At 55.4% G+C, this 26,093-nt stretch carries 23 protein-coding genes; 5 read left to right on the forward strand and 18 right to left on the reverse strand.

Annotated features, from left to right (window positions below; translation table 11 throughout):
• Positions 1 to 9: 9 nt before the first annotated feature.
• From HZ297_RS04750 to HZ297_RS04765, 4 genes are all read right to left on the reverse strand, one after another.
• Entirely contained in the window at positions 10 to 2,151 is a 2,142-nt protein-coding gene (locus tag HZ297_RS04750; RefSeq protein ID WP_178861858.1) for a putative bifunctional diguanylate cyclase/phosphodiesterase, read from the reverse strand.
• Positions 2,152 to 2,308: 157 nt separating this feature from the next.
• A complete protein-coding gene (locus HZ297_RS04755; RefSeq protein WP_178861859.1) occupies positions 2,309 to 3,676 on the reverse strand; it encodes a TRAP transporter large permease in 1,368 nt (455 codons plus the stop codon).
• A complete protein-coding gene (locus HZ297_RS04760) occupies positions 3,676 to 4,236 on the reverse strand; it encodes a TRAP transporter small permease subunit (protein ID WP_178861860.1) in 561 nt (186 codons plus the stop codon). Before HZ297_RS04760 ends, HZ297_RS04755 begins: the two co-directional genes overlap by 1 nt.
• 169 nt (positions 4,237 to 4,405) lie before the next feature.
• Positions 4,406 to 4,807 carry a hypothetical protein gene (locus HZ297_RS04765; protein ID WP_178861861.1) on the reverse strand — a complete coding sequence of 134 codons (402 nt, stop codon included), beginning with the start codon at positions 4,805 to 4,807 and terminating at the stop codon, positions 4,406 to 4,408.
• A 145-nt stretch (positions 4,808 to 4,952) separates the two neighbouring features.
• Here HZ297_RS04765 and HZ297_RS04770 point away from each other — a divergent pair, with 145 nt between their 5' ends.
• Entirely contained in the window at positions 4,953 to 7,181 is a 2,229-nt protein-coding gene (locus HZ297_RS04770) for a primosomal protein N' (protein WP_178861862.1), read from the forward strand.
• A 96-nt stretch (positions 7,182 to 7,277) separates the two neighbouring features.
• Here the strand turns inward: HZ297_RS04770 and bioC are convergent, their stop codons facing one another.
• Together bioC and HZ297_RS04780 are read right to left on the reverse strand one after the other, a co-directional pair.
• Positions 7,278 to 8,216: a malonyl-ACP O-methyltransferase BioC gene (bioC, locus tag HZ297_RS04775; RefSeq protein ID WP_178861863.1), complete on the reverse strand. Its 939-nt coding sequence runs from the start codon at positions 8,214 to 8,216 to the stop codon at positions 7,278 to 7,280.
• Positions 8,209 to 9,039, reverse strand: coding sequence for an alpha/beta fold hydrolase (locus tag HZ297_RS04780; protein WP_178861864.1), 831 nt, complete (start codon positions 9,037 to 9,039; stop codon positions 8,209 to 8,211). The genes bioC and HZ297_RS04780 overlap by 8 nt, the downstream gene beginning before the upstream one ends.
• Before the next feature lie 255 nt (positions 9,040 to 9,294).
• Here HZ297_RS04780 and HZ297_RS04785 point away from each other — a divergent pair, with 255 nt between their 5' ends.
• A complete protein-coding gene (locus HZ297_RS04785) occupies positions 9,295 to 9,504 on the forward strand; it encodes a cold-shock protein (protein WP_178862041.1) in 210 nt (69 codons plus the stop codon).
• 160 nt (positions 9,505 to 9,664) lie between these two features.
• On the opposite strand, the gene HZ297_RS04790 is transcribed toward HZ297_RS04785, so the two are convergent.
• The 3 genes from HZ297_RS04790 to bioB all read right to left on the reverse strand — a co-directional run bounded on the left by HZ297_RS04790 (position 9,665) and on the right by bioB (position 14,913).
• Positions 9,665 to 12,568 carry a DUF748 domain-containing protein gene (locus tag HZ297_RS04790; RefSeq protein WP_178861865.1) on the reverse strand — a complete coding sequence of 968 codons (2,904 nt, stop codon included), beginning with the start codon at positions 12,566 to 12,568 and terminating at the stop codon, positions 9,665 to 9,667.
• A gap of 55 nt (positions 12,569 to 12,623) precedes the next feature.
• Complete coding sequence (bioF, locus tag HZ297_RS04795) at positions 12,624 to 13,817, reverse strand: 8-amino-7-oxononanoate synthase (protein WP_178861866.1); 1,194 nt, start codon at positions 13,815 to 13,817, stop codon at positions 12,624 to 12,626.
• 82 nt (positions 13,818 to 13,899) lie between these two features.
• Positions 13,900 to 14,913, reverse strand: a complete 1,014-nt coding sequence (bioB, locus tag HZ297_RS04800) for a biotin synthase BioB (RefSeq protein WP_178861867.1) — start codon at positions 14,911 to 14,913, stop codon at positions 13,900 to 13,902.
• Positions 14,914 to 15,027: 114 nt separating this feature from the next.
• On the opposite strand from bioB, the gene HZ297_RS04805 reads away from it, so the two are divergent.
• The 3 genes from HZ297_RS04805 to HZ297_RS04815 are packed head-to-tail and all read left to right on the forward strand — an operon-like array spanning position 15,028 to position 17,647.
• Positions 15,028 to 15,714, forward strand: a complete 687-nt coding sequence (locus tag HZ297_RS04805) for a ComF family protein (protein WP_178861868.1) — start codon at positions 15,028 to 15,030, stop codon at positions 15,712 to 15,714.
• 57 nt (positions 15,715 to 15,771) lie between these two features.
• Positions 15,772 to 16,686: a cation diffusion facilitator family transporter gene (locus HZ297_RS04810; RefSeq protein ID WP_178861869.1), complete on the forward strand. Its 915-nt coding sequence runs from the start codon at positions 15,772 to 15,774 to the stop codon at positions 16,684 to 16,686.
• Between the two features lie 4 nt (positions 16,687 to 16,690).
• On the forward strand, positions 16,691 to 17,647 hold the full coding sequence (locus HZ297_RS04815) for a helix-turn-helix domain-containing protein (protein ID WP_178861870.1): 957 nt from the start codon (positions 16,691 to 16,693) through the stop codon (positions 17,645 to 17,647).
• A gap of 258 nt (positions 17,648 to 17,905) precedes the next feature.
• Here the strand turns inward: HZ297_RS04815 and HZ297_RS04820 are convergent, their stop codons facing one another.
• The 9 genes from HZ297_RS04820 to HZ297_RS04860 all read right to left on the reverse strand — a co-directional run bounded on the left by HZ297_RS04820 (position 17,906) and on the right by HZ297_RS04860 (position 26,090).
• Positions 17,906 to 18,508, reverse strand: coding sequence for a LuxR C-terminal-related transcriptional regulator (locus tag HZ297_RS04820; RefSeq protein WP_246261655.1), 603 nt, complete (start codon positions 18,506 to 18,508; stop codon positions 17,906 to 17,908).
• Between the two features lie 84 nt (positions 18,509 to 18,592).
• Entirely contained in the window at positions 18,593 to 19,420 is an 828-nt protein-coding gene (locus HZ297_RS04825) for an OmpA family protein (RefSeq protein ID WP_178861872.1), read from the reverse strand.
• Positions 19,417 to 20,817 (reverse strand): TolC family outer membrane protein, encoded by a 1,401-nt coding sequence (locus HZ297_RS04830; protein ID WP_246261632.1) that lies wholly within the window; start codon positions 20,815 to 20,817, stop codon positions 19,417 to 19,419. The genes HZ297_RS04825 and HZ297_RS04830 overlap by 4 nt, the downstream gene beginning before the upstream one ends.
• 154 nt (positions 20,818 to 20,971) lie before the next feature.
• Positions 20,972 to 21,658, reverse strand: a complete 687-nt coding sequence (locus HZ297_RS04835; RefSeq protein WP_178861873.1) for a zinc metallopeptidase — start codon at positions 21,656 to 21,658, stop codon at positions 20,972 to 20,974.
• Between the two features lie 105 nt (positions 21,659 to 21,763).
• Positions 21,764 to 23,515, reverse strand: coding sequence for a thioredoxin domain-containing protein (locus HZ297_RS04840; RefSeq protein ID WP_178861874.1), 1,752 nt, complete (start codon positions 23,513 to 23,515; stop codon positions 21,764 to 21,766).
• 25 nt (positions 23,516 to 23,540) lie between these two features.
• A complete protein-coding gene (tatC, locus tag HZ297_RS04845) occupies positions 23,541 to 24,638 on the reverse strand; it encodes a twin-arginine translocase subunit TatC (protein ID WP_178861875.1) in 1,098 nt (365 codons plus the stop codon).
• The gene (gene tatB, locus HZ297_RS04850) at positions 24,635 to 25,192 is read right to left on the reverse strand and encodes a Sec-independent protein translocase protein TatB (RefSeq protein WP_178861876.1); all 558 of its coding nucleotides are present in this window, start codon (positions 25,190 to 25,192) and stop codon (positions 24,635 to 24,637) included. Before tatB ends, tatC begins: the two co-directional genes overlap by 4 nt.
• A gap of 76 nt (positions 25,193 to 25,268) precedes the next feature.
• Positions 25,269 to 25,574: a Sec-independent protein translocase subunit TatA gene (gene tatA, locus HZ297_RS04855; protein ID WP_178861877.1), complete on the reverse strand. Its 306-nt coding sequence runs from the start codon at positions 25,572 to 25,574 to the stop codon at positions 25,269 to 25,271.
• A gap of 195 nt (positions 25,575 to 25,769) precedes the next feature.
• Positions 25,770 to 26,090: a histidine triad nucleotide-binding protein gene (locus tag HZ297_RS04860; RefSeq protein WP_178861878.1), complete on the reverse strand. Its 321-nt coding sequence runs from the start codon at positions 26,088 to 26,090 to the stop codon at positions 25,770 to 25,772.
• Between the last annotated feature and the right edge of the window lie 3 nt (positions 26,091 to 26,093).

Consider the following 26,093-nt stretch of genomic DNA (forward strand, 5'->3'; position numbering starts at 1 on the left):
TAAGTTACCTCAGCGCTTATTGAGGTAGAGGGTTTCAAATTCGTCAGCCGTGCAAGGGTGGCCGTACAGATAGCCCTGAATGAGGATGTTGTCGGGCTGTTTCCGCAGAAATTCGACCTGCTGCTGGTTTTCGACCCCTTCTGCGACGATGGTCAGATTTTTGGTGCGGGCAACGCTGATAATCGACTCGACGATGGCAATATCGTCTTTACTCTCCGGCACCCGGAAAATGAAACTCTGGTCGATTTTGAGCTCATGAATCGGCAGCTTCTGCAAATAACTCAGCGAGGAGTAGCCCGTGCCGAAATCGTCGATGGAGATTTTGAAGCCCAGTTCAGACAAGCGTTCGATTTTCTTTAACGCATTCTGGGTATCGGAAATCAGCACGCCCTCGGTGAGCTCCAGCGTAATATTTTTGGGATTGACCAGCGTCTGCTGCATGGTTTTAACGGTCTGTTCAACAAAGTCCGCTTCGTGGAACTGAATCGGGCTGATATTGATCGATAGGGTGAAATCGGGATTTTTTTCGGTCCACTGTTTGGCTTGCAGAAACGCCTTGGCCATAATCCAGTGTCCCAGGCGCAGGATCTGCCGGCCCTCTTCGGCGATGGGAATAAATTTGCCCGGCGAGATGCTGCCCATTTGCGGATGTTGCCAGCGAATCAGCGCTTCGGCGCCGTGTGTGCGGTCGTCACTGTCGATTTGCACCTGATAGTGCAGTTCGAACTGTTTGTCCAGGTCGGCGGTGGTCAGCGCGTGCTCCAGCGTACGTCGTTCCACCACAATCTGCGAGAGCGACGGCTCATAAAAATAGATTTTCTGGTTGGTGCGTTTTTTCGCGGCCGCAATCGCTAGTTCGGCGTAGGTGAAAAGGTCTTCGGCGGTGTCATTCGGGTTGAAAGGAAACACCGTAATGCCGATGCACACCGTACTGTTCAGCGTGATTTCGTGAATGTGATAGTTGCGGTTGAGGTGCGAGGCGATTTTCTTGGCCAAGTGGTAGGCGTTTTGGGTGGCCTGTGCCTTGGAGGTGGCCTTGTCCTGCGTGAAAATCAGGAACTCATCGCCGGCAATGCGCGCCACGGTATCTTCATCGCGCAGAAACTGTTTGAGGGATTGCGCCACCTGCACCAGCAGAACATCGCCGATTTTACGACCGAAGGCGTCGTTGATGTTTTTGAAGCGATCCAGATTGATAAAAAACAGTGACGCATAGGTGGCGTGGCGTTTGTGGTGCTTCAGCGCCAGTTCGAGATGTTCCATCGCCAGACGGCGGTTCGCCAGGCCGGTCAATTCGTCGTAGTAGGCCATCTGCGCAATGGCCATCTGCGCCTCGTGAATATCGGTGATGTTCTGTATCGTGACCACATAGTGTTCGATATTGAACTGCTCGTCGGCCAACAGCGAGATGCTCAATACCGCATAGAAGGTGGTATTGGGTTCCGGATGCAATTCCACCTCGCCGCTCCAGTGGCGCGTGCTGAGCAGCGTTTTGAGCAGTTCGTTGGTGGTGGTCTTGAGGGTCACCTGCTGTTCCAGCCAGCGGGTCAGCGTCATGCTTCTGAGGGTTTCCGCGGTGAGGGCTGTGAGGGCGCAAAAGGCGTCGTTGGGGTGGGTGATATAGCCTTTCTCGTTGGTGATGAACTGGCCGTCAAAACTGTTAAAAGCCGCTTCCATCAGGCGTTTTTGTTCGTCGGCCTGGGCGTAGATGGAGCGGTCGTAGATGACCAACAGGATGTTTTTGATGTCACCCTGTGCGGTAAAAAGCGGTTTGGCCGAGAGCATCAGCAGATTGGTTTGCAACGTCTGCGGCTGTTTGAGCCAGACGGAGACTTCAAGCGGTTCGAGGTTCTTGCCGTGCAGCGGTTTGAGCGTCAACAGCGACTCGAGCCAGCCCCGCAAATCGAAGCGGATGGTCGATTTTTTGTTTTTGTACAGACAGAGCTGGTCAATGCTGGGTGTAGCGCCATCCTGCAAGCAATCCTTGAAAAGGGTCTTGGCCTGGGTGTTGATAATCTGCGGACTCAGGTCCGGTTTGAAGACGATGATAGCCTCATGAAACGAGCAGATAATATCCAGTTTGTTCTCACGCTCTTCACGGAGTTTCTCTAGAGAAAGCTCAAGCTGTGAATGGAGTTTGACTGCGTTCATTTAAGAGGCCATGTAAGAAGTTTTTTTGATTCTAACCAAGAATACCGACAAATCCAACAGGCGTAGGCAGAATTACGCCATTAAATTCCGCTGATTGTGCGCTATTTGGTCGTTTAGCGCACAGGATGGCACAGGATGGGCTTAATAAACGACTGGCTTAATAAACCACTTTGGGCAGCCACGTCACGATTTCCGGCCAGATGGCAATCATGACTAAAACGCCGAGCTGAATCGCAATAAACGGGACGGTTCCCCGATACAAATCCGCCGTTTTCAGCCCGGCCGGTGCCACCCCTTTCAGATAGAACAGCGCAAAGCCGAAAGGCGGGGTCAAAAACGCGGTTTGCAGATTGATGGCGATCATAATGCCGAGCCAGATCGGATCCACGCCCATCATCAGCAGAATCGGCGCCACCACCGGCACCACCACGTAGGTGATTTCGATAAAGTCGAGGAAGAAGCCCAGAATAAACATAATCACCATGACAATCAGCATGGCGGTAAAGACGCCGCCCGGCAGATCGGCCAGCAGTTCGTGCATCAGCTCGTCGCCGCCCAGACCGCGGAATACCAGCGAGAAAAACGCCGCGCCGATGAAGATCATAAAGATCATGCTGGTGACTTGCAGGGTGTTGCGCATCACCGTATTCAGCGTGGTGAGATTGAGCTGTCTTTTGGAAAGCGCCAGCAGGGTCGCACCCAACGCACCCAGGGAAGCCGCTTCGGTGGGAGTGGCAAAGCCGCCCAGAATCGACCCCAGTACCAAAATGATCAGCAGCATCGGCGGCAACAGGCTGTTCACCACCCGTCCGCCCAGGCCGGGGGCGACCGGATTGCCGCTGTGGTTAGGCACGCTCGCCGGATTCAGCCAGGCACGCATGAAAATATAGGCGATATACAACACCACCAGGAGCATGCCGGGGAACAGGGCGCCCACGAAGAGGTCGCCCACCGAGAGGGTTTCCGGCGAGAAAATGCCTTGGTTGAGTTGCGCCTGCTGGTAAGAGGAGGAGAGCACGTCACCCAATAGAATCAGGATGATTGACGGCGGGATGATCTGCCCGAGCGTGCCGGCCGCGCAAATGGTGCCGCTGGCCAGCTTGGGGCAGTAGCCCTGTTTGAGCATGGTCGGCAACGCCAGCAACCCCATGGTGACCACGGTGGCACCGACGATGCCGGTACTCGCGGCCAAGAGCATGCCCACCAGAATCACCGCAATGCCCAGACCGCCTTTAACGCCGCGCATCAGCTCATCCATGGTGTTGAGCAGCTGTTCGGCAATTTTGGACTGCTCAAGCATAATGCCCATATACACAAACAGCGGCACGGCCAGCAGGGTTTCGTTGCTCATAATGCTGAAAATGCGGTTAGGCAGGCTTTGCAGAAAGTCCATGTCGAAAGCGCCGAAGACGTTGGCGATCAAGGCAAACAGCAAGGAAACGCCGGCCAAGGTAAAGGCCACCGGAAAACCGACCAGCAGAGCAATAAAAATCACCGCGAAGAGTAACAGCGACAACCATTCCATTAGAGTTTGCCCTCCACCTCAGTCGGCGCTTCGGCCGGCAAGGCCTGCGGGTCAGAAATTTGCAGCCAGGCACGCGCGGCAATCGCCAAGGCTTGCAGCGTCACCAAGGCGGCCATGACCAGAATCAATGTTTTAATCAGATAGAGATAACCCAAGCCGCCGGACTCCGCCGAGCGCTCCTGAATCGCCCAGCTGGCGGCCACATAATCCCAGCCGCTCCACACAATAAAGGCCATGCTCGGCAGCACCAATAGCAGCGTGCCGATCAGGTCGATCCACGCCTGGCGGGTTTTGGAGGCCTGGCCGTAAAAGATGTCGACGCGCACGTGTTTGTCTTGCAGGTAGGTGTAGGCGATGCCGAGCATAAACAGAATGGCGTGGTTGTAGAGCGCCGCCTGCTGCAAGGCGACCGACCCGATATTGAAGCCGTAGCGAAGGATGACGATGAGTGCGGTTAACAATACCAAACTGAGCGCTCCCCAGGCGACCAGGTGGCCGAGCTGCAGCTGCAGGCGGTTTTGCGCGGTAATAAAGCGATTGAGTAGAACGGAGGTCGACATAACTTTTTTCGATTAATAGCTGAATTTGCAGGCTATTTTACGGTGTTATGGCGTTTTTTGCAGGTTTTATCCGCACAAAAGCGAATCGCATCGCGCCGTTTTCACGTTTGGAAAAGTGAACAGGCCGGGTAGCTTGATACCCGGCCTGTTGGGTTTTTGCGAGGTCAAATCAGCGAATCGACCAGAGGATGTCGTATACCACGCGGTTATGGCTGTTCATCAACACGACGTCGTTGCCGATAATCATACGCATATAGCCCGAAGGCAGCGGCGATAAACGGCGTTCCAACTCCCAAGGCAGCGGGCGCGGATAGTAGTTGCGCGGCAGCGGTTTGTGGCGATGAAAACGGTTGTAATAGCCCGGCGGCAGGGGCTTGCGGTGTTTATGCGGGTAGCCGTAATAACGGTGGATATAATTGCGGTCATAGTCGTTAAAGGCCAGTTTCAGACTGACATTGTCGCTGTGTACCTGCACGGCGCCACGTGTTGGTGCCACGGTACAGCCGTTTAAGAGCGCTGTGCCGGCAATCAACGCCGCCAGCAGCGGAAACTTGAAAAAGTGTGCAAACATGGCGTTCTCCTTGTGCTGATCAAGTTCGGTTTAACCTTACCATTTTTGCCGGTTTGAATTGTGGATTATTTGTGCATTTGCCGAGAGAAAAGGCGTGTTAAGATGACGCTTTTTTAGTGCCTTAAACCAGAAGTTTGAATGCCGTATGATCGTTAAAGTGGCCGTTCCCGGGCCGTTTCTGACTCCGTTGGATTACCGTTTCGACCTGGCCGAATCGCCCGCGCCGCAGGTCGGCGTGCGCGTGCGCGTGCCGTTTCGCAACAAGGAGCTGATTGGGCTGGTCATGGCGGTGCAGGCTACCCCCGATTACGATGTCGCCAAGCTTAAAAGCATCATGGCGGTGTTGGATGCCGAACCGATTTTTGATGCCGACCATTTAGCGTTTTTGGCGTGGGCGGCCAGCTATTATCACGAACCGATTGGCGAGGTGGTGCAGGCCGCGTTGCCGAAAAAACTGCGCGCCGGCGATCCGCTTGAAATCGAAGGCGAAGAAGTATGGCGGTTAAGCCAAGCCGGGCAGTCATTGCAGTCGGCTGATCTGCCCAAAAACGCCAAACAGCAACACGCTTTGCTGGCGTTTCTGCAAACTGAACAGGCCGGCTGGAGCGCGGCGCAACTCAACGCCAGATTAACCAGCTGGCGCGCTGCGATGAAAAAGTTTATGGCCGAAGGCTGGGTGACGTCGCACCGCGGGCTATGTCTGCCAAAGAGCGATTTTGGCGTCAAACCCAGCCACATTTTGAACGCCGAGCAGCAGAGCGCCGTGCAGGCAGTGGCCGATTTGCCGCCAGACCAGTTCAAAGCGTTTCTGTTGCAAGGCGTGACCGGCAGCGGCAAAACCGAAGTCTATCTGGGCATGATCGAAGCGGTGCTGGCGCGCGGCCAGCAGGCGTTGGTGCTGGTGCCCGAAATCGGGCTGACGCCGCAGATGGTGGCGCGTTTTTCCGCTGCTTTGCAGCAGCCGGTCGCCACCTTGCATTCCGGACTGAACGACAGCGAACGCTTGTGTGCCTGGCATCTGATTCGCACCGGCCAGGTCAAGGTGCTTTTGGGCACGCGTTCTGCGGTGTTTGCGCCGTTTGCCGATTTGGGCTTGTGCATTATCGACGAAGAGCACGACCTCTCTTTCAAGCAGCAGGAAGGCTTCCGTTATTCGGCGCGCGACCTGCTGGTGCGCCGCGCCTTTGCCGAACAGGTGCCCGTGGTGCTGGGGTCGGCCACACCATCTTTGGAAACTCTGCATAACGCGCAGACCGGCCGCTTTGAACATCTGCGCCTCACGCAACGCGCCGCTAAGGCCAAATTGCCTTCCATTAAATTGCTGGACATTCGCGGCGAGCGCATTCAGGAAGGTGTTTCCCGGCCTTTGCAGGTGGCGATGCAGCGCCATTTGGACGCCGGCGGGCAGGTTTTGCTGTTCTTGAACCGACGCGGTTTTGCGCCGGTGCTGATGTGCCATGAATGCGGCTGGCAGGCCAGTTGTCCGAGTTGCGACGCCAATATGACGCTGCACTATTCCGGCCAGCATCACGGCCATCTGCGCTGCCATCACTGCGGTTATCAGGCCGCCGCACCGCAAACCTGTCCATCGTGTCAGAGCACGGAGTTTGTGCAGGTTGGTCAGGGCACCGAACGGCTCACCGAAACCATTCAAAGCTGGTTTCCCGATAAAACCGTGTTGCGCATCGACCGCGATACCACGCGCCTCAAAGGCAGTATGGCCGAACTCACCGAACAGGCGCGCAGCGGTGCGGCGGATATTTTGATCGGCACGCAGATGTTGGCCAAAGGGCATCACTTCCCCAAAGTCACCTTGGTGGGGCTGTTGGATATCGACCAGGGATTGTTCGGCGCCGACTTCCGTGCCGCCGAGCGCATGGCGCAGCTGATTCTGCAAGTCGCCGGGCGTGCCGGCCGCGGCGAGGCGGCCGGCGAAGTGCTGATTCAGACGCACCATCCCGACCATCCGCTATTGCTGACCTTGATTCGCGACGGCTACGACGCCTTTGCCGCCAAGGCCTTGCAGGAGCGCCAAATCGCCAAGTTGCCGCCGTTCCGTTTTCAATTGATGCTGCGCGCCGAGGCGACGCATCCGCAGGCCGGCATGGCTTTTTTGCACGCCTTGAAGCAGAGCTTGCAGGAAACGTTGGCGCAGTGGCCGGCAGAGGAGGCCAAGCCGGTCGAAATCTGGGGGCCGGTGTCGGCGCCGATGGAGCGCCGTCAGGGGCGTTACCGCTATCAACTTTTACTGCAGGCACCCAAACGCGCCCAGCTGCAAAGCCTGTTTGCGCAGGTCGAGCCGCTGATCTACCAAAGCCCGCTGACGCGCAAAGTGCGCTGGAGCGTGGACGTCGATCCGCAGGAGATGAACTGAGCAGGCCGGATTATGAACCACAGAGACACAGAGTCACCTAGTTTTAACGATGATTGCTTAATACTCGGTGTCTGTGTGGTGAATCACATGCAAAGGTTATTTCGCACGTGTCTGGCGTGCAAATTCGTCAAGGCTGATTTCCACCAGGCCGCTGCGGTCGCGGTTGGGGCCTTTGATGATTTCTTGCGCCGCCCAGGCGTGGCCGTGCACGACTTCGTAGGTGGCCGGCACCTTGCCGTCGGCCGGTCTGAATATCTCGTAGGCTTCCAGCATGCGCTGAAACTTGCCTTTGCCCATCATGCCTTTATCGCGGTTGAGGCTGGAGTTGGTCGCGCCGATGGCTTTGAGGTCTTTCAGCACGCCGATCGGCTTGTCGTAGGTGAGGGTGAAATGTTCCACATCCATGACCGGTTGGCCGAAACCGTTGCGGATCAGCGCGTCGCCGATATCGTGCATATCGACAAACTGGTTGACGTGCTGTCCCTGCGGATCGGCCACGGCCCACGCCTGTTTGAGTTCTTTGAGGGTGTCGGGGCCGAAGGTGGTGAACATCAGCAGCCCTTCGGGGCGCATCACGCGGCGGAATTCGCTGAACACCCGATCCAAGTCGTCACACCATTGCAGCATCAGATTGCTGACCAATAAATCCACACTTTTGTCTGCCAGCGGCAGCGCGTAGGCGTCGGCATTGAGCAGGTGCGCGCCGTTCTTTGACCATAAATTCTGCGGTAACCACTTGAATTTAGGCGCTTTTAGGCGTTGGCGCGCTTGTTTGAGCATGGCCTCGGAAAGGTCGATGGCGATATGCTGCGCCTGTGGATAACGTTGTATAACTTTTTGCGTCAACAGGCCGGTGCCGGCGCCGACATCCACTACCAGTCGCGGGGAAAGCGTCGTCAGTTCCAGGCGTTCGTCCACCCGTTCGGCCACGGTTTTCTGCAGAATGGCGGCGTCGTCATAGCTCGGCGCGGCATGACTGAAATGCTGGCGGATATGCTGGCGGTTGACCGGTGGTGTGGCGAATTGTTCAGACATTAGAGTGTGGCTTGTGGTTGGTTTTTGCTATTTGGCGCTGTAAAAAATCCCTTAAAGCCTGTGCGGTCGGCTCAGGGTGCGAGTAGAACGGCATGTGCGCAGCTCCCTGGAGCACACAGACTTCGGCTTGCGGCTGTATTGTACTGAATTCGGTCACAAATTCCTTGGGAATCAGCGGGTCGTTTTCGCCCAGCAGCCATAAAACCGCATGCGGCAATTGGCTTAAGGCGGCGCGGTTGTCCATGTGTTTGAGGAGTTGCAGACCTTGCGCCAGGCTGACCGCCTTGGGGATTTTGCGTTCCTTCATCTGCTGCATAAACAGTTTGATCAGTTGGCGTGCGCCGTCCGATCCTTGAATCTGCAGTTTCCAGAAGTGCTGCAGCGTTGCCAAAGCGTCTTTGGCGAGCGCCTGGACAAAGTCGTTCATCAACTGCGGATTCATCGCCCAATGCCAGCCTTCGGTCTGCATAAAACGTGGAGTGGAGGCAAGGCAGGTCAGGCTCAAGACGGATGCGGGGTGTTGCTGGGCGATTTTTTGCGCCAACAGTCCGCCGAGCGACCAGCCGACCAGATGGGTCGGTTCGGGCATGGCGGCATAGAGTGCATCCACCCAGGCCTGTTCCAGATCGGCCGGTTTGGGGATTTCCGGACTGTCGCCAAAACCGGGCAGTTCAATCAGGGTGATGCGGTAGTCTTCTGCAAAATAGTGTTCGATCCAGTTGCGCCACACGCTGTTCTGCGCTCCCCAGCCGTGGATAAAGGTCAGGTTCGGGCCTTGGCCGAACTGTTCGCGATGCAAGGTTGGCAAAAGTGTGCTGGACATAGGCGTGCTCCGCAGAGTTGTGGCAGGGAGGCTTATTTTATAGCCTTTGGCGGTGACGAAAAACCGTTGTTTTTATTGGTTTTTTGCTTCGGCAGGTGGCCAAAAGTGATTTGTCATAAAAATTTCATTGGTATTTCAATGTTTTAACTGTCTTTTAATGGGAACAACTGTTACTATGATGGTGTTCCACCTCTTTTACGGGTGTTTTGCTGTAAAGGTGAAGGCGGAATGATTTTTTTAGTTTTGAGGTTTATCATGTCTGATGTAGTAAAAGGTACCGTTAAGTGGTTCAACGATGAGAAAGGATTCGGTTTCCTGGCTCAAGAAAACGGTGCGGATGTATTCGTACATTTCCGTGCTATTAACGGTGCAGGACGTCGCACTTTGGCTGAAGGCCAAGCGGTTTCCTTTGAAATTGTTGAAGGTGAAAAAGGCTTGCAAGCGGCGAACGTTACTCCGCTATAAGTTTGAAGTGGCTTTTGAATCTACTGTTTTGGCAATGGATGGCAACATCCAGGTGATAAGATAAATCTCGAGAGCCGCGCACCTTTACTGAAAAAGCAGGCATTTGCCTGCTTTTTTTATGCCCAAATTTTGGATCCCACAAACCCAACAGGCCGGGTGTTTAAATCCCCAGTGTGACCTTTGGCGGGCTGCGGTCGGCGTCCAGTCGCGGCTGACACAGAATCACCTGCTCGGTTTTGACCCCCAGCTGCAATAGCTGGCGTTTGATCTGATTGGCGCGTTCCGTCGCCAAATTTAATAATTCCTCGTCACTGACCTGCGGCGCAGGCAGCGCTTTAGCAGGCGTTTTATCGGCTTTCTCGGTCGGTTTTGCCTCGGTCAGGGTTTTAGCCAGCTTGTGCAGGCGTATCTGACGGTCGTATTCGTTGGCGGCAGCGCACACTTTAATCTGGATTTTGCGCTTTTCGTTGAGCAGTTTAGCGAGCTTTTGCAGGTAGTCCTGCATTTGCGGGTTAAGGGCGCTTTCTCCCGCATTGAAATCCACCGCCTGCAGATGGATGGCGCCGGCCTGATCAGTCAGGAAATTGCCGGCCAGTGCAATCGCTCCGAAGGGCTGCAACGCCAGCAGCAGATAGGTTTTGGTGGCGGTTTTCATGGCACCGGACAGGGCGGTATTGATGACGTGCTGCAAGTCAAAATCGGGATTGCTGAGGTCGCCTTTGACCGGCAGTTTGAGTTTGATATTGTCCTCCTTGTCGCGCAGCAACCCCAGCGCCGCATCCAGCGACATACTCAGCCCTTGTTGGAATTCCGCGCTCTTGTCGGCATCGGCCGCCTTCAGTTCCAGTTTATTGAGTTTTAAGGTGTTTTCTGCGTTGATCTGCTGGTTTTTGATCTGCGTATCGAAATTAGCGGAGAGCTGCCCGCTGGCGATGTCATAGCCCACAAATTGACGGCTGGCGGGGCTCAGGTCAACCAGATTGAGTCCTTCAATACGGCTTTGCAGGTTGACGTCCAGTTCGGGGTTGAGCGGCTGCAGTTGGCCTTGGCTGCTGAGAGTCGCAAATTCATCAATGCGGGCGGCCAGTTTAACGGCGGTGTCGCTTTGCGGTTTTTGGCTGTCGATGGTGCCGATGGACAAGGTATCGACCTGCAGTTGTTTGCTGATCGGCTCGGCGAACTGGTTGAGTGTGAGCTGAATCGGATTCTGGCCGTCCACCTGAATGGCGGCGATGCGGTAGTGGAAGGCCGCTGCGGCGGGCGCTGTCTTTTCCTCTGACGGTTGGCTTGAGGCCATTGGTTGCGTATCGGCGGCCAAACGCTGCTGCAGGCGGGTGATTTCGGCGACCTGATGATTAGCGTCGATTGCCAGCTGCGCTTGCGTATTTTGCGCGTGAATGTGGCCGATATCGAGATAATCGAGGTTTTTTAAGGCTGCCTGGTCGATTTGCAGGCTGCCGAGCTGGATGAACGGCTTTTCCGGCTGGTCAGGCAATGTCAGGTCTTTGAGGCGGATTTGCGCTAAATGCAGGTTGTCGAGGCCGTTCAACTCCAGTTTTTGAATCGATAATCCCGCCAGATCGGCAATGGGCTGCTGCCGGCTTAGGGCACGGAAGTTTTCCGACTGCACCTGGCCTTTGGCCTGGAGCTGTGGGCTTTCGGTGCCCAGTTGGCGGTAAGCCGCCTCGCCTTGCCAGAGAAGTTTGCCGAGTTCGGCTTGCAGGTGGGCCTGCTGCCATTTGACCTGCTTCAGTTGCAAGCTGCCGTTTTGGCTGAGTTGCATGCTTTGCGGCGTCAGTGTGGCCTGCAATTGCAGGTCGCTGTCGATATTTTGCTGGATGGTTTGCCCGGCCTGTTTTAACGCGACGGCTTGGGCGGTCAATTTGCCTGTCATATCGAGATTGGAGTCGGCGTCGTTTTGCTCGAAGCGGATGACTCCCTGATACTGGCCGGAATCTAATGCAAGCTGCATTTCGGGCTGCTCAACATTGAGACGTTTAAGGATGAGTCGGCCGTTTTGGCTGAGGGCGATGCCGCCTGCTTTTAAAATCGCCGTCAGGTCCAGTTCGGCATCCAGCGATTGTTGCAGCGCGGTTTGAGTGGCGGCGTCATGCAGGTCGAGATTGGCCAGTTGCAATTTGCCCTGGAGGTGTAGCCGGGGATTGGTTTCCTGCTCTGTATAAGCCACATCCCCCGACCAGCTGATGCGCTCTAAACGGGTTTTAAGGTCGGCAACCGTTAAGGCGACTTGATCCAGACTGAAGTTGCCTTGCTGATTGAACTGCACGCCCTGGGTGCGTTGCTGCGCGGTAAAGGTCAGGTCGGTGCTGAGCAAACCGGACAGGCCGGGTAGCTGTGCCTTGAGCGCTTCGGGCAGGGGCAGCTGCGCCAAATTGAGTTGTTGGGTGCGGATGGTGCCGACGACTTTGGGTTCCTTGGCAAACAGGTCGAGTTGCAGATGGGCGTTGAAACGCGCACCGTTCAAATCGCTGTTGAGTATCAAGGCGGCCGGTTCGGTCTGCCAGCTGTAGAGATCGTTGAGCTCCAGTTTCTGGATATGGTAGCGGCTCGCTGGCTGCGCAAGCGGGGTAATCTGCAGGCTGACATTTTCGAGCCTCAGGGTTTGGATGCCGACCGCCGGCAGTGTCGAAGAGGCGGCCTGTTTATCTTCGCTGGCCCCCAGCGGCAGTGTCAAACCGCCAATCGTCAGGTGTTCGGCATCGGTCTGGCGGATGTCGATAGTGGCGTTTTGCAAATGAACGTCAGTCAGCGCCCAGTGTTGCTGCAACAGGTCACGCCAGCGCCAGGCGGCGTCGAGGTTTTGAATGGTGAGCGTCGGCTGGTCATCCTGCCTGATTTGCAGGTGTTTTAGGCGGAATTGGCCTTGGAACAGATTGAGGTCGATGTCGTCGATGCTGGCCTGCTGTGCGCCTTGCGCCAGCAAGGCTTTTTCGATGCCGAGTTTAATGCCGTAGGGTAACAGCCACAGCACCAGACCCAGCAGAACGGTGAGGCCGGCGAGCCAGGGATGTTTTTTGAAAAAATCGGCAAGTGCATTCGACATAGGTATTCAATAGGGCCTTGGGCGCGAGGGCATGCAGGCCTGCAGCGCAATGGATTTAGTCCATTGTGGCACAGGCGTGCAGGGCATTCAACAGCGCGTCGATTTGTTCGCTGGTGTGTTTGGCGGTGAGGGTGATGCGCAGTCTGGCCTGGCCTTTGGGCACGGTCGGCGGACGGATGGCGGTGACCCAGAAGCCGCGCTGTTTGAGCTGTTCGCTCCAGCGCAGGGCGGTCGCGCTGTCGCCCAACATAATCGGTTGGATGGCGGTGGGGGACGGCCAGAGCCGGAGGCCGAGCTGTTCGGCGCCGGCGCGGAAACGGGCGATGTGCTGTTGCAGCAGCGCGCGTTCTTTATCCATCGATTTGACGCGTTGCAGTGCGCTGCGGGTGGCGATGGCATTGAGCTGCGGCGAGGCGGTGGTGTAGATATAGGGGCGGGCAAACTGAATCAAGGTTTCAATTAAGAGTTGGCTGCCGGCCACAAAAGCGCCGGAGGTGCCGAAGGCTTTGCCCAAGGTGCCGACAAGGATGGTGTTTTCATCCGGTGTGAGGCCGAAATAGTCGAAACTGCCGCGGCCTTCCTGGCCGAGCATGCCGAAGCCGTGGGCGTCATCGACCAGCAGCCAGGCGCCGTAGCGTTTGGCCAACGCCTGGATTTCGGGCAGCGGTGCCATATCGCCGTCCATGCTGAAGACGCCGTCGGTGGCAATCAATACCTGGCCTGTTGAGTTTTTTTCGGCGAATGTTTGCAAACGGCGTTCGAGTGCGGCCATATCGTTGTGGGCGTAGCGTTTGAGTTCCGCCTCGCTGTGCAGCGCACCGTCAATCAGGGAGGCGTGGTTGAGTTTGTCGGCAAGAATCAAATCGCCGCTCTGCATCAAGGTCTGCTGCACCGCCAGATTAGCCATATAGCCGGTGGAGAACAGCAGGGTGCGTTCCACCCCGAGCCAGTCGGCGAGTTCGTCTTCGAGCAGGTGGTGGTGCAGATGGTGGCCGGTCACCAGATGGGCCGCGCCGGAGCCGTAGCCGGTATTGTCGTCCTGCAGGGCGGCAATGAGGTCGGCTTTGATTTGCGGGTCGTTGGCGAGGCCGAGGTAGTCGTTGGAGCTGAAGTTGATGACCTGCAGGCCGTTGATTTGCATCTGCGCCTGCTGGGCGCTGAAACTCAGCGGCCGCTGGCGGTAGAGGTGCTGTTCGCGCCTTTCGGCAAGGCGCGGTGCGAAGCGTTGTGCGATGGAAGTTTGACTCATTTTTTAAACCACGAAGTTCGCGAAGACCACGAAGATAAAAAGCCGGGGGGCTTGGTGATCTTCGTGAGCCCGGCCGTTATATTTAGGCGGCGGAGTGCGAGTGGTCGTGATCGTCGCAGTGCGCTTTGGCGAGTTTCTGCATATTGATGCCGAGCTTGCTGAACAGCATCGCGTCGTGATCCGATTCGGGGTTTTCCGTGGTGAGCAGTTTGTCGCCGTAGAAGATGGAGTTGGCGCCGGCCATAAAGCACAGTGCCTGCGCTTCGTCGCTCAGTTCCATGCGGCCCGCCGACAGGCGCACATACGATTTCGGCATCAGAATACGCGCGGTGGCGATGACGCGGATAAACTCGAACGAATCGGTTTTGCCGCGCATTTCCGCCAGCGGCGTGCCTTCGATCGGCACCAGCAGGTTGACCGGTACGCTGTCGGGGTGGTGGCGCATATTGGCGAAGGTGCGCAGCAGTTCGGCGCGGTCGGAGTGGGCTTCGCCCATGCCGATAATGCCGCCCGAACAGACATTGATGCCGGCTTTCTGCACCTTGTCGATGGTGTCCAGACGGTCCTGGAAGGTGCGGGTGGTAATGACTTTCGGATAGTACGCCTCGGAGGTGTCGAGGTTGTGGTTGTAATAATCCAGGCCAGCCTCCTTGAGCATGGCGACCTGTTCGTCGTCGAGCATGCCGAGCGTCAGGCAGGTTTCCATGCCGAGGCCTTTGACGACCTTGACCATTTCCAGTACCGTCGGGAAATCTTTTTTGTTGGGGTTGCGCCAGGCCGCGCCCATGCACAGACGGGTTGCGCCTTTTTCCTTGGCGGCAACGGCTTTGTCGAGGACTTCCTGCACGGCCATCATCTTCTCTTTTTCCAGACCGGTGTCGTAGCGCGAGCTTTGTGAGCAGTAGGAGCAGTCCTCGGCACAACCGCCGGATTTGATGTTCACCAGCGTGCTGGTCTGGATTTCATTGGGATTGAAATGCTGGCGGTGCACGCTTTGCGCTTGGAACATCAGGTCGTTGAAAGGTTGGTCCATGATGGCGCGGATTTCGTCCAGCGTCCAGTCGTGGCGGATTTGTCCAAGGTTTTCAAGGCTCATAAGCGGTTCCCGTTTCAGATGTGGCCGCAAGGTTGCGGCTTGGCAGAAAATTTTAAGGGGGTATTATAGCTCATAAAGAGGACTGAACGTGAAGGCACGTTAAGGGGAGTGGGGATGCGCGCTTGGTTAAATGCTCTGGAAAGATGGTTTTTGCCGTCACGCTGCGTGCTGACCGGCCAGGGCAGCGATCACCTCGACATCGCCGATACTCTGGTTGCCAAATGGAGTGTGCCCGAGGCGGTGTGCCCGGTGTGTTGCGAACCCTCGGCGTTGGCGGAGGTTTGCGGCCATTGTTTGACGCAGCCTCCTGCGTTTGAGCGCACTCAGGTCGGGTTTTATTTTGAGGCGGAACTGGCTGATCTGATTCACGCTTTGAAGTATCGCAACCAGCCCGCCTATGCGCGACTTCTGGCGGAATTGTTGGCGGAACGATTGGATGTTGCAGGGGTGGAGGCGATGGTCGCGGTGCCGCTGTATGCCAAACGCCGCCGGGAACGCGGTTACAATCAGGCCGAATTGCTGGGGCAGGCGCTGTCTAAGATTACCGGCATTCCGCTGTTAAAAGGTGTCAGGCGTATTAAGGATACGCCTTCGCAGACGCTTTTGAATGCCGAACAGCGGCGTCGCAATTTACACGGGGCGTTTAGTGTGGACGCAAAGATGTTCAAGGGCGTTGAACAGATTGCGTTGCTGGATGATGTGGTGACCACCGGGGCGACCATGCAGGCGCTGGCGCACAGCCTGAAAACCGTTACACAGGTGAAAAGCATACAGGCTTGGGCGGTTGCCAAGACAAAATGATACAATCAGCCAAATTGCTTATACATTATTGCCTTAGAGTTGTTTTTAGGAGTCGAGATGGACGTCCAACCGGTTTCGCATCACCATAACCACCTGGGTCACGACCAGGAGAAGAATCAGCGCAAGGTGCTGCTGGCGGCGATCATTACCGCCACCTATATGCTGGTGGAGATTATCGGCGGTTTGTGGGTCAACTCCATTGCGTTGGTGGCCGACGGGGTGCATATGCTCACCGATGCGCTGGCGCTGGGATTGGCGTGGTGGGGCTTTCACATCAGCCGCAAACCCGCCAACGAGTGCATGACATTCGGTTACCAGCGCGTGCAGATTCTGACCGCTTTTATCAATGGCTTTACCCTGCTGCTGATTGTCGGCGGCATTGTGATTATGGCGATTCATCGTTTTATCGAACCGCAGGAGGTCATGGGCAAGGAGATGTTTATTATCGCGGTGATCGGTTTGCTGAATAACCTGCTGGTGTTTTGGATTCTGCACTCCGGCGATCAGCACAATTTGAATATGCGCGGCGCCACCTTGCATTTTTTGGGCGATACGCTCGGTTCGGTTGCCGTTATTACGGGGGCGATTGTCATTTACTTTACCGGTTGGATGACGATCGACCCGTTATTGTCGCTGCTGATGGCGGTGATTATCGGTGTGGGGGCGTACCGTCTGACGCGCGAGTCGGCGCATGTGCTGCTGGAAGGGGTGCCGGCGGGGTATGAGATCAAAAATATTGCGACCGATCTGGAGCGCCACTTCGATTATCTGACGGCAGTGCATCATATTCACCTCTGGGCGATCGCCGAGGATCAGGTGATGATGACGTTGCACGCCAAGACCGATCTGGCGCATATCAATGACGAAACCTTGGCGGAAATCAAAGACTATCTGCTGCAGGAGCATAAAGTGCATCATGTGACGTTACAACTGGAAAGCGGCTGGGAGCAAGCCTCGAATATGGATGTATAGGCCGATGAAACTGGTAACGCTTCAATTTGAAGAACCGTCGCAACAGGCCGCGATTCAGGATTGGCTGCCGTTGGAATATGTGCAGATTTCGCCCGGCCCTTATAGGGGGCATGTGCAGGTGGCCAATTTGGGTGAGAGCTTGATTGTGGTGGAGCAGCAGAATCAGTTGATTCAGAAGCTCGGTACCATGGCGGACGATACCTGTACGGTTTCGTTGGCGTGCAGGGCGCATGACGACATGCGTTTTTCGCATTTCCGCAACGACGCGGCGGAAGGGATCTTTTTGCTGCCGGCCAAAGCGCAGTTTGACGTGGTGGTGCCGCCGATGTTGCGTACGGTTTATGTCCGTTTGAATCAGTCGCGTTTGCTGGCGGATTTAAGAACGCTGAATCCGGCCTTCTGGAGTAAAATCCCGCGCCGCTTGAGTCTGATTCAGACGCCGCAAAAAGTCCAACTGATGTGTGCGCTGCTTGATGTCATCGCCACCTTGGCGGAAAGCCCTGCAGCGTCGCCGGAGTTTACGGAGCGTTTGCAGAAAGAGCTGTATCATAGCTTGACGCTGATGCTGAACCAGGCGGACCCTTTTCATGTGGCGAGTTTCAGCGAGGTGCGCAAGCACCGTGACTGGCTCTACCTTTTGAAGCGTTCGCGCGAGTATATCGAGGTGCAGTTTGCCGCCGGAGAGAATCCGACGGTGGTGGATATTTGCGGTTATCTGCAGGTGTCGCAACGTACCTTGCAAAACTGTTTTTACAAACATCTGCAGATCAGTCCGATCAAGTACCTGCGCATTTTGCGGTTGAATCGTGTGCGTGCGGAGTTGCAGCGCAGTCACAACGAACGCTCGGTCACCGACGTTGCGATGCAGTGGGGGTTTTTGCATCTGGGCAAATTTGCACAGGATTACCGGCAGATGTTCTGTGAACGCCCGTCGGAGACCCTGGCCAAACGGATGCACTGACGCCGCGTTGCCGCGGCAGGGTTTTAAGAGAGCTTTGCACGAGATGGCTACACGAATAAAAATGGTTAAAAACCGCCTGATTTTTCTCGACTTACCCCTACGGGCGTCGAGTTCTTTGTTTGTTGAAAAACTTGCTAATAGCTCGCTATTAGCAAGTTTTCCGCCTCAACCAGCCAATTTTTCCTCATTTTTATTTCTCGGCTCTACAGCCGAGTTCTTCGGTTCGCGCCCCACTCGTGCAAAGCTCTCTTATAGGCTTTACTGGCCGGTTTGATGGATTGCCAAAACCAATTCCAGCCGGTCCTTGACGCCCATCTTCTGAAAAATGTTTTGCAAATGTGCCTTGACGGTGCGTTCCGTAATGGCCATATCCATGGCAATTTCTTTGTTGCTCTTCCCGTCCAAAAGCGCGCGTACGACGTCATTTTCCCTTTCTGTCAGGCGTGTCTGCCATTCAAGCGGCGGCGGGGATTCGTCAAACAGGATATTCATCATGGCATGCATATGTTGTTTTTCCAGCCACACGCCGCCCATTTTGACCGTCTGAATGGCCTGTTGGATCTGATCCGGATGACTGAAAGTGTCCAGATAGCCTTTGGCACCGTGTTGATAGGCGGTGATGGCTTCGTCGTCGGACGGGGACGGACTGAACACGACAACCTGATAACCTTTTTCGGCAAAATCCTGAATCAGCGAGTGAGACGCCTTTTGCGGATATTGCATGAGTAGCACGCCGGGGGTGAGATGGGAGAGTGAGGAAAGTTGATGAGGGGTTTCGACTACAATCGGAGGGCTGTCGCACCCTTTAAACCAGTGGTCGATAACGGGTGGGTGGTTTTCAAAGATGACAATTGGGTTCATATTCAACGCAAATCTAAAATTGATCTGGGAGCAGCAGGCCTACCCGGCCTGCTGAGTTTTTATCCGCGTAAAAACGCGGGCTTGTCAGCGCGCCTCTGCAGGTACTTGCGTGTCAGCTATGATCTGCAATTCGATGCGTCGGTTCGCCTGCCGCCCTTCTGCCGTGGCATTGTCGGCGATCGGCGTGGTTTCACCGCGACCCAATACACGAATGGTCACCTCTTTGAGTGCCGGCAGTTGCTGCAGGAACTGCTTGGTGCTTTCGGCACGCGCCCAGGAAAGTTTCAGATTATGGGCATCGCTGCCGACGCTGTCGGTATGGCCGGTTACCAGCAGCACTTCGTTTTTCTCAAGGGCATTCAGCGCGGCGGCGTTGCTTTTAAGGGTGTTGATCTGGTCGTCACGGATTTTGGCAGAGTTGCTGTCAAACACGATATTGCTCAACACAAAAGTGCCCTTTTTGCAGCCGTTTGCATCGACTTCAACGCCGGCGGGGGTGTTGGGGCATTTATCGACCGCATTCAATACGCCGTCACGATCGGTATCGTTGTCGATCGCCGGGCATTCGGCCAGGCTTGATGCTTGGCTGCCGTCTTCGCATTGAACCATCACAGGCTGTGGCGCCTCTTCAATCAACGCACAGCCGTTTTTATCGACGGCTTCCTTTAGACGGCTGTTGGGACAGTGGTCGAGTTCATCGGCAACGCCGTCCTGGTCCAAATCCTGGTAGTAGTCTGCGAGTTTGCTGACGTCATCCTCGTATAGCTGGATGATGGCGTAGGGTTTTTCCGTTGCGTTGCCGGCCGCATCGCTGTCGTTCGGCTGCGCATGGACAAAGGTTGCGGTAAGCAGCAGGCTAAGGCCGATAAAACCGGTTTTCTGCCAGGTGGTGTTGGAGTGAAGAGTTTTCATTGGTTTTTTTCCTCTGAATGTTGGGCTTGAGCATCGGGCAGGTTGACCATGTCGAGATGGATGTTCATCTCTTCAAGTAGGGTGCCCATGCCGTTCAGAATGCGGTATTGCGCCAGACGGTAGTCGGCTTGGCTGGTAACTAGCGTGCGTTGTGCGCTGATGTATTCATCTTCGGTGTTCAGAAGATCCAGCAGGGTTCTGCGTCCCAGTGTGAATTGTTTGCGGTAGCTCACCAGCGTGTCGTAAGTCAGCTTGATGTGCGACTGGATGTAGTTGAGCTGTTCGCCGATATATTGTTTGGCACCCCAGGCGTACTGCAGGTTCTCGATCGCCTGACGACGGCTGTTGTTGCGGATTTCAACCGCTTCATGCATGGCACTTGCGGTGCGGGCGCGTTCGGCCTTGTCCTTGCCGCCGTTATACAGGTTGTAGCGCAGTCTGAGCATGGCTTGAAAGTCTTCGTTACGGCCTTCGATACCCGACAGGTTGTGGTCGTAGGTCTTCTCGATTTCCAGGTTGATGGACGGATAGTAGTTGCTGGCCGAAGCGTCGTATTGCGCCTGCGCTTCGCCGATATTGGCGTTGGCCGATTGAATGGTCGGATGTTTTAGCAACGCCGTGTTGATGGCATCGTCTTTGGTTTGCGGCAAGGCGATATTGGTTTCCGGTGCGACAAGCGCACTGTCGGGCTGGCGTCCGAGAACGCGCTGAAAACGCGCCAGCATATCGGCGTAATTGTTGCGTGCCGCGGTCAGATTGGATTGTGCCAGAAAGAGACGCGCCTGGGCCTGGTCGACTTCGACCTGATTGCCGATGCCGGCTTCGCGGCGCTGCGTGATCTGATCGAGGATTCTCTGGTGGGTCAGCACGTTTTCTTCAGAAAGCTTGACCAGATCGCGCTCTTTGAGCAGATTGATATAGGCTTCCGTCATATCCAGCGCGATTTGGTTGGCCTTGGCGTAGACGTCATAAGCGGCGGCGTCTAAACGGGCGCGCTGGCGTTTGATTTCGTTTTGCGTGGCAAAGCCTTCAAACAGGTTCTGGGTGAGGCGGATGGCCGATTCGGTGCGCGTCAGGGCTTTGTCGCCGGTGGTATCGGTTACCGTATTGGCATTTTTGTTTTCAGAATACACTTCTTCATGGCCAATGCCGGCGCTTAAGTCAATGCGCGGATACCAGCCGCCCTCTGCGCCATCCAGTTCGGCTTGAATCGCGCGGTAGGCTTTTATTTTCTGACGCAACTCAGGGTTATGCAGGATTGCGTCCTCAACCGTCGGCGTCAACTCGATGGCTTGCGCCGGAAAGCTTAAGCCGCAAAGCAGAATGCCGGTCAGACCCGCCATATAAAGGTGTTTGAGTCGATGGGGGGCTGTCGTTTGACGAAATAGGGGGCGCATTGAAACTCCTTTTGAAACAGTGATTTGCAATACCCCTGCAAGCTGAAAAGCAGGCGTACTCGATTTTGGTACGCCATTCTAGGCAAGAGTTAGGTAAAGCGACTATCACATTTTGGCAAATGTGCAATTTATTGCTTGTTTATGGCGGGCGATCTTAGCGTTTTAGCGCTTTGACCCATTTCCACAGGTTGAACAGGCTGGAAAGCGAGGCGGCCACATAGGTCATGGCGCAGGCCCGCAAGATGGCGTGAGCGGATTTCAAATCCTTTTTGGAGAGATATTGCCCCTCTTCCAGAAGCGGCAGGGCGCGCTTGAAACTGGCGTCAAATTCCACCGGTAAGGTGCTTAAATGGATCATGACTGGCACGCCCATCGCGATAAAGCCGGCGGCAAAGGTCAGCAGGGCGATTAAGGGGGTGTGTGCCAGCGGAATCAGCAACGGGGTAATCATCAGCGCGATACCGGCAAACTTCTGCATCACGGCAGCGCGTTCGACCAGGGCGGTGCGCTGCTTGAGCGGCGCATAGTCTTGCCGGTCTTGCAACGCATGACCGATTTCATGGGCCACCGTGGTAATCGCGGTCAGGCTGTTGCTGTGGGCATTGCTACTGGAAATGCGCACCACTTTTTCGATGGGATCGTAATGGTCGCCCGCGGTGGTTTCCTCAATGCGCACCCCTTTTAAATCGAGTTTTTTGATGAGGTGTTCGCCAAACTGCAGTCCGCTGCCGGGAATATCGGGATGCGGATGGCTGTGTTTTTGCAGGATATGTCTGGTCCACAGACTCGGCAGCGTGGTCAGAATAAACAATAAAATAAAACCGACAAGCAGAATGGCCATGGTACTAAAGATGTTCAGAAAACTAGGGGGTAGTTTACTGGATTGTGTGATCAAGCCGCAAAAAAGTCGCGCCAAAAACTCAACAGGCCGGGTAGGTCGTGTTTTTTAGGGCGGCGGAGTTTGCAGATAGCTGGCATACGCCAGCGGATTTTGGTGCCAGTCGGGCGGTAACAGGAGGTTGGATGATGGTTGCAAGACTTCCAGAATGGCGGTTGGACTGGGGGTGGCGGTATCCGCCAGGGCGAGCTGGCGTTGTTGCCCCAGCAGCAGGAAGTCGCGGTTGCTTTGCCAGCCGTGTTCGTTGCGGAAATCGTTTTGTAGCCGTTGCTTGATGCGCGCTATCGCCGTCCGGCGTGGCGCCTCGGGCGCGATTTGCTGAAGATCATGCAATCCTTGCAGCACATAGGCAAAGTCATCGAGTTGTGCCCATCCGATCGGCTGGCCCTGCGCATCCAGCGCACGCGGGACCTGCTGGCGTTCAAACAGCGTTAGCAGACGTGCGCTCAAGCGCTCCGCGCTTTGCAAGTAGTGGTTTTTGTCGGTGACACTATAGGCGGTGACATAACTGCTGAGCAGCAAGCCGTTCCAGCCGGGAATCAGCTTGTTGTCGTGCGGAATCGCCTGCGGTGACTTGGAAAGGCGTTGGCGAATGGTGTCCCAATGGTTCTGTGTGGGGCGCGGCAGCCAGCCCAGTTCAAATGGCGAGGTGGATTGCAGCCGGTTATGGGCGTTGAATGCGTTGAACAATTCGGTGGGCAATGCGCTTTTGAGTGCCGGAAGGCTCCACAGATAGGCGCCGCCTTCGCGTCCCTGTGCATCGAGTGCGGACTCACTGCTTTGGAACAGCCCGTTTTGCGGATCGAACAGATGGCTTTCAAGATAAGTAAGGGTACGTTCTGCGGTTGCCAAGAAATCCGCACGGTGCCAGCGCTGCGCACCCAAAAAATAGAGTCGGGCGAGCTGGGCATTGTCGTACAGCATTTTCTCAAAATGGGGAATCTGCCATTGCGGATCCACCGTATAGCGGAAGAAACCGCCGTGCACATGGTCCTGGAGATGTTCGTTCTGCATCTGTTCGAGAGTCAGTTGCAGCCATTCGTCGAGATCGCCCAAGTCCGTCTGCTGGATAAGCGCCAGCAGCAACGGTGTTTGCGGAAATTTGGAACTGCCTTGTGACAGGCCGCCGCTTAAGGTGTCCGCGTGGGCGTGCAGGGCGGCATAGAGATGCGTTTTAAAGTCGCTGCGATTAACGGATGATGCGATGGCCGCCTGGCGGGTGTTGATGGCTTGTGCGGCCAGCTCTTGAATCAAGGGGCGTTGTGTTTGCCAGAGCCGCGTTAATTGAGTAAGGCGGTCTTTAAAGGCGGCATTGCTTAAGTAACCGAAGGCGGCAAACGGCAAACCCTGGGGAGTGAGCACCACATGCTGCGGCCAGCCGGCACGCCCGGTGGTTTGGCGCGCAAATTCCAGCAGGTAATTGTCCAGATCGGGATGCAGCTCGCGGTCGAGTTTAACGGCAATAAAGGCCTGATTGACGAGTTCGGCCGCGGCCTGATCCTGATAGTTTTCCTGCTGCATGACATGGCACCAGTGGCAGGCGAAATAGCCGCTGGAGATCAGGATGGGTTTTTGCTGTTGTTGGGCAAGATGCAGAACGGCTTTCGACCAGTCGAGCCAGTGAACCGGATCGGCGGCGTGCATCGCCAAATACTGGCTCGGATGGTTTTGTAAAGGCGTGGTTTGCGGAGTGAGGCTGGTATCGGCTGCATAACTGCTGGGGCTTGGCAAAAGCCATACAATCCACGGCAAAGCGGCAAGCCATAGCAAACCAGCAAGCGACAGCAAACCGGCTCTCATGCTCCGGTTTGCCGAGTTCGCCGTTTTAGGCTTTGTCACCTTTTGCGGAGGTGTCGTTCTGGCCATTGGTTTGCGCTTCCGCCGATTGTGAAGCCTGTGCATCGGTGGTTGTACCGTTTGCGGTTGCGTCTGAGGTCGGCGTTTTTTGCGGGTTTTTAGCGTCCTGTTCGGCACGTTGACGTTCGTTGTACTCGCGATCGAGAATGTTCATTTCATTATCGATACGGTCAAATTCGGCATCCCAGTCGAGGTCGTCATTGACCTGGTCGGCATAGCGGTCGTCAAACTCGTATTCAGGAGCCTGTGCAGCGCCAGTGGTTTTGGCATTGGCCGTGTCGGCTGCCTTTTCGTCGGTTTCGTCCTCCGCATCCTCATCGCGAATGCCTTTGCGTTTCAGCACCGTGGCGCCTACCAGCACGCCAATCTCATACAGAAGCCACATGGGGATGGCGAGCAGGGTTTGCGAGATGATGTCCGGCGGGGTCAGCAACATGCCGATGACAAAGGCGCCGACGATAATGTAAGGGCGTGCGTGTGACAGTTTGGCCGGCGTGACCATGCCGGTCAGGATCAACAGCACGGTGACAATCGGCACCTCAAACGCCATGCCGAAGGCAAAGAACATCTTGATGACAAAGTCCAGATAGAGGGCGATGTCGGTGGCGATGGTGACCCCTTCCGGCGCAGTGGTTGACAGAAAACCGAAAACCAGCGGGAAGACCACATAATAGGCAAAGGCGCCGCCCGCATAAAACAGGAAGGAGCTGAAGAACAGGATCGGCCCGACCAGCTGGCGTTCGTGCGTATAAAGTGCCGGAGCGATAAAACGCCACAGTTGGTAGAGCAGAAACGGCATGGCCAGATAGATTGCCAGTACCAAGCTCAATTTGAATGGCGTCAAGAAGGGTGAGGCCACGGCCGTGGCGATCATGCTGCTGCCTTCCGGCAGGAAGCGCGTCAGCGGTTCGGAGATGTAGGTGTATATCTCATTCGCAAACGGAAACAAAATCACGAAGAAGACCAGAATGGCCAGAATACCGCGCGTTAGACTGCTCTTTAAGTCCAACAGGTGCTGCACCAAGGTCATTTCCTGATCATGTGGAGGCAAAGCGGAGTTGCTCATGAGGATTTTGTTTCCGTAGGACGAACTTCGGCTGCGTTGTTGGTGTTGTTGGCAGCGGGTGCCGGTGCAACGCTGGCTGCCGTTTCGGCAGGCGCCGGTGGGGTTGCTGGTTGGGTCGCCGTGGTCGCAGCAGCGGCTGGGTTTTGGGTAGCGGAACCCGCTGCGCTCTCCGCTTTGGGCGGAAACTGCGGTTGCTGCGGCGCCTTCGAAAATTGACTTTGGGTCGGAGTTTCAACCGGTGGCGGTGTGCCGCCGAATGAGGGGCGTGACAGACTTTCAAAGTCGATGTCGTGTGCCGGTTCCTGCAAGCTGGTTTGCAAGTCGAACTCCAACTCTTTGAGTTGTTTCTTCTCTTCTTGCATGTCCACCGCCGCTTTGAGTTCGCGGACGGTGTCCTGCCATTCGTTGTCTTCTTTCATCGAATTGATGAAACGTCTGGTCTTGCCCATAAAGGAACCCAGTTTGCGGGCGACTTCAGGCATGCGTTCAGGCCCGATCACAATCAATGCGATGACCAGTACCAATAACAGTTCGAGAAAACCGATGTCAAACATCGTCAGACAACCTACCTAAAACGTCAAAGAAAAGGCCGTATCCATTTTTAGGAGACGACCAACGAAACCAAGGCAATTACGCTTTGTCTTTGTTTTCGGGTTGCGCTGGCGCTTGAGTGTTGCCTTGCGCAGTAGCGTTTTGTGCAGGCTTTTGTTCAGCGGCTACGTCAAACACGTTGTCGGCTTTCTTTTCCAACTGTTGAGCTTGCTGTGCCTGTTGTTCAGCTTCCTCTTTTTTCTTTTCTTCTTCGTCACGCATGGCGTTTTTGAAGCCTTTGATGGCGCCGCCCAAATCGCTGCCGACGTTGCGCAGACGCTTGGCACCGAAAAGAACCAGTACGATCGCCAGAATGATCAGTAATTGCCAAATGCTAATGCCCATATTGTACTCCGTGATATGTGTTGCTTGCCGGGACACGCCATGCTGGCGTGTTCTCGACTAAAATTGTGGTTTGACCGGTTCTGTCTACGGCCACATATTAATGACCGCTAATAATAGCAAAAAGCCCAAGGGCTTTGCACAAAAAATACTTGTGTGCCAATGGCTTTTGATTATTGCAGCGGTGCCTCGTTATCGTCAGTTTCCAAGCAGGTGAATGTGGACGTGAAAGACTTCCTGTCCGCCTGCTTCGCCTGTGTTAATTTGGATTTTAAAGCCTTCCAGGTTCTGTGACTGAGCCAGTTGCGGCAGCAAGAGCATCATGTGCCCCATGAGATCACGATCCTCCGGCGTCAGGTCAAACAGCGTGGGGATTTCCTTTTTGGGGATAATCAGCAGATGAACACGCGCTTTGGGATTGATGTCTTTGATGACGATGCACTTTTCGTCTTCATAGACGATGGACGCCGGTATCTGGCGCTCGATGATCTTGGTAAAAATGCTGCTTTCAGCGTTCATGCA

The organism is Thiomicrorhabdus cannonii (genome assembly GCF_013391695.1).
Taxonomy (GTDB): domain Bacteria; phylum Pseudomonadota; class Gammaproteobacteria; order Thiomicrospirales; family Thiomicrospiraceae; genus Thiomicrorhabdus; species Thiomicrorhabdus cannonii.

What these genes read in the sequence shown, in the direction of transcription:
- HZ297_RS04760 (WP_178861860.1), bottom strand. Translation starts at nt 4,236, where the DNA reads ATGTCGACCTCCGTTCTACTCAATCGCTTTATTACCGCGCAAAACCGC.
- HZ297_RS04810 (WP_178861869.1), top strand. Translation starts at nt 15,772, where the DNA reads ATGGACGTCCAACCGGTTTCGCATCACCATAACCACCTGGGTCACGAC.
- HZ297_RS04780 (WP_178861864.1), bottom strand. Translation starts at nt 9,039, where the DNA reads ATGTCCAGCACACTTTTGCCAACCTTGCATCGCGAACAGTTCGGCCAA.
- HZ297_RS04765 (WP_178861861.1), bottom strand. Translation starts at nt 4,807, where the DNA reads ATGTTTGCACACTTTTTCAAGTTTCCGCTGCTGGCGGCGTTGATTGCC.
- HZ297_RS04820 (WP_246261655.1), bottom strand. Translation starts at nt 18,508, where the DNA reads ATGAACCCAATTGTCATCTTTGAAAACCACCCACCCGTTATCGACCAC.
- HZ297_RS04840 (WP_178861874.1), bottom strand. Translation starts at nt 23,515, where the DNA reads ATGAGAGCCGGTTTGCTGTCGCTTGCTGGTTTGCTATGGCTTGCCGCT.
- HZ297_RS04750 (WP_178861858.1), bottom strand. Translation starts at nt 2,151, where the DNA reads ATGAACGCAGTCAAACTCCATTCACAGCTTGAGCTTTCTCTAGAGAAA.
- tatB (WP_178861876.1), bottom strand. Translation starts at nt 25,192, where the DNA reads ATGTTTGACATCGGTTTTCTCGAACTGTTATTGGTACTGGTCATCGCA.
- HZ297_RS04835 (WP_178861873.1), bottom strand. Translation starts at nt 21,658, where the DNA reads ATGGCCATTCTGCTTGTCGGTTTTATTTTATTGTTTATTCTGACCACG.
- HZ297_RS04755 (WP_178861859.1), bottom strand. Translation starts at nt 3,676, where the DNA reads ATGGAATGGTTGTCGCTGTTACTCTTCGCGGTGATTTTTATTGCTCTG.
- HZ297_RS04790 (WP_178861865.1), bottom strand. Translation starts at nt 12,568, where the DNA reads ATGTCGAATGCACTTGCCGATTTTTTCAAAAAACATCCCTGGCTCGCC.
- bioB (WP_178861867.1), bottom strand. Translation starts at nt 14,913, where the DNA reads ATGAGCCTTGAAAACCTTGGACAAATCCGCCACGACTGGACGCTGGAC.
- bioF (WP_178861866.1), bottom strand. Translation starts at nt 13,817, where the DNA reads ATGAGTCAAACTTCCATCGCACAACGCTTCGCACCGCGCCTTGCCGAA.
- tatA (WP_178861877.1), bottom strand. Translation starts at nt 25,574, where the DNA reads ATGGGCATTAGCATTTGGCAATTACTGATCATTCTGGCGATCGTACTG.
- HZ297_RS04805 (WP_178861868.1), top strand. Translation starts at nt 15,028, where the DNA reads ATGCGCGCTTGGTTAAATGCTCTGGAAAGATGGTTTTTGCCGTCACGC.
- HZ297_RS04770 (WP_178861862.1), top strand. Translation starts at nt 4,953, where the DNA reads ATGATCGTTAAAGTGGCCGTTCCCGGGCCGTTTCTGACTCCGTTGGAT.
- HZ297_RS04830 (WP_246261632.1), bottom strand. Translation starts at nt 20,817, where the DNA reads ATGCGCCCCCTATTTCGTCAAACGACAGCCCCCCATCGACTCAAACAC.
- HZ297_RS04860 (WP_178861878.1), bottom strand. Translation starts at nt 26,090, where the DNA reads ATGAACGCTGAAAGCAGCATTTTTACCAAGATCATCGAGCGCCAGATA.
- tatC (WP_178861875.1), bottom strand. Translation starts at nt 24,638, where the DNA reads ATGAGCAACTCCGCTTTGCCTCCACATGATCAGGAAATGACCTTGGTG.
- HZ297_RS04785 (WP_178862041.1), top strand. Translation starts at nt 9,295, where the DNA reads ATGTCTGATGTAGTAAAAGGTACCGTTAAGTGGTTCAACGATGAGAAA.
- HZ297_RS04825 (WP_178861872.1), bottom strand. Translation starts at nt 19,420, where the DNA reads ATGAAAACTCTTCACTCCAACACCACCTGGCAGAAAACCGGTTTTATC.
- HZ297_RS04815 (WP_178861870.1), top strand. Translation starts at nt 16,691, where the DNA reads ATGAAACTGGTAACGCTTCAATTTGAAGAACCGTCGCAACAGGCCGCG.
- bioC (WP_178861863.1), bottom strand. Translation starts at nt 8,216, where the DNA reads ATGTCTGAACAATTCGCCACACCACCGGTCAACCGCCAGCATATCCGC.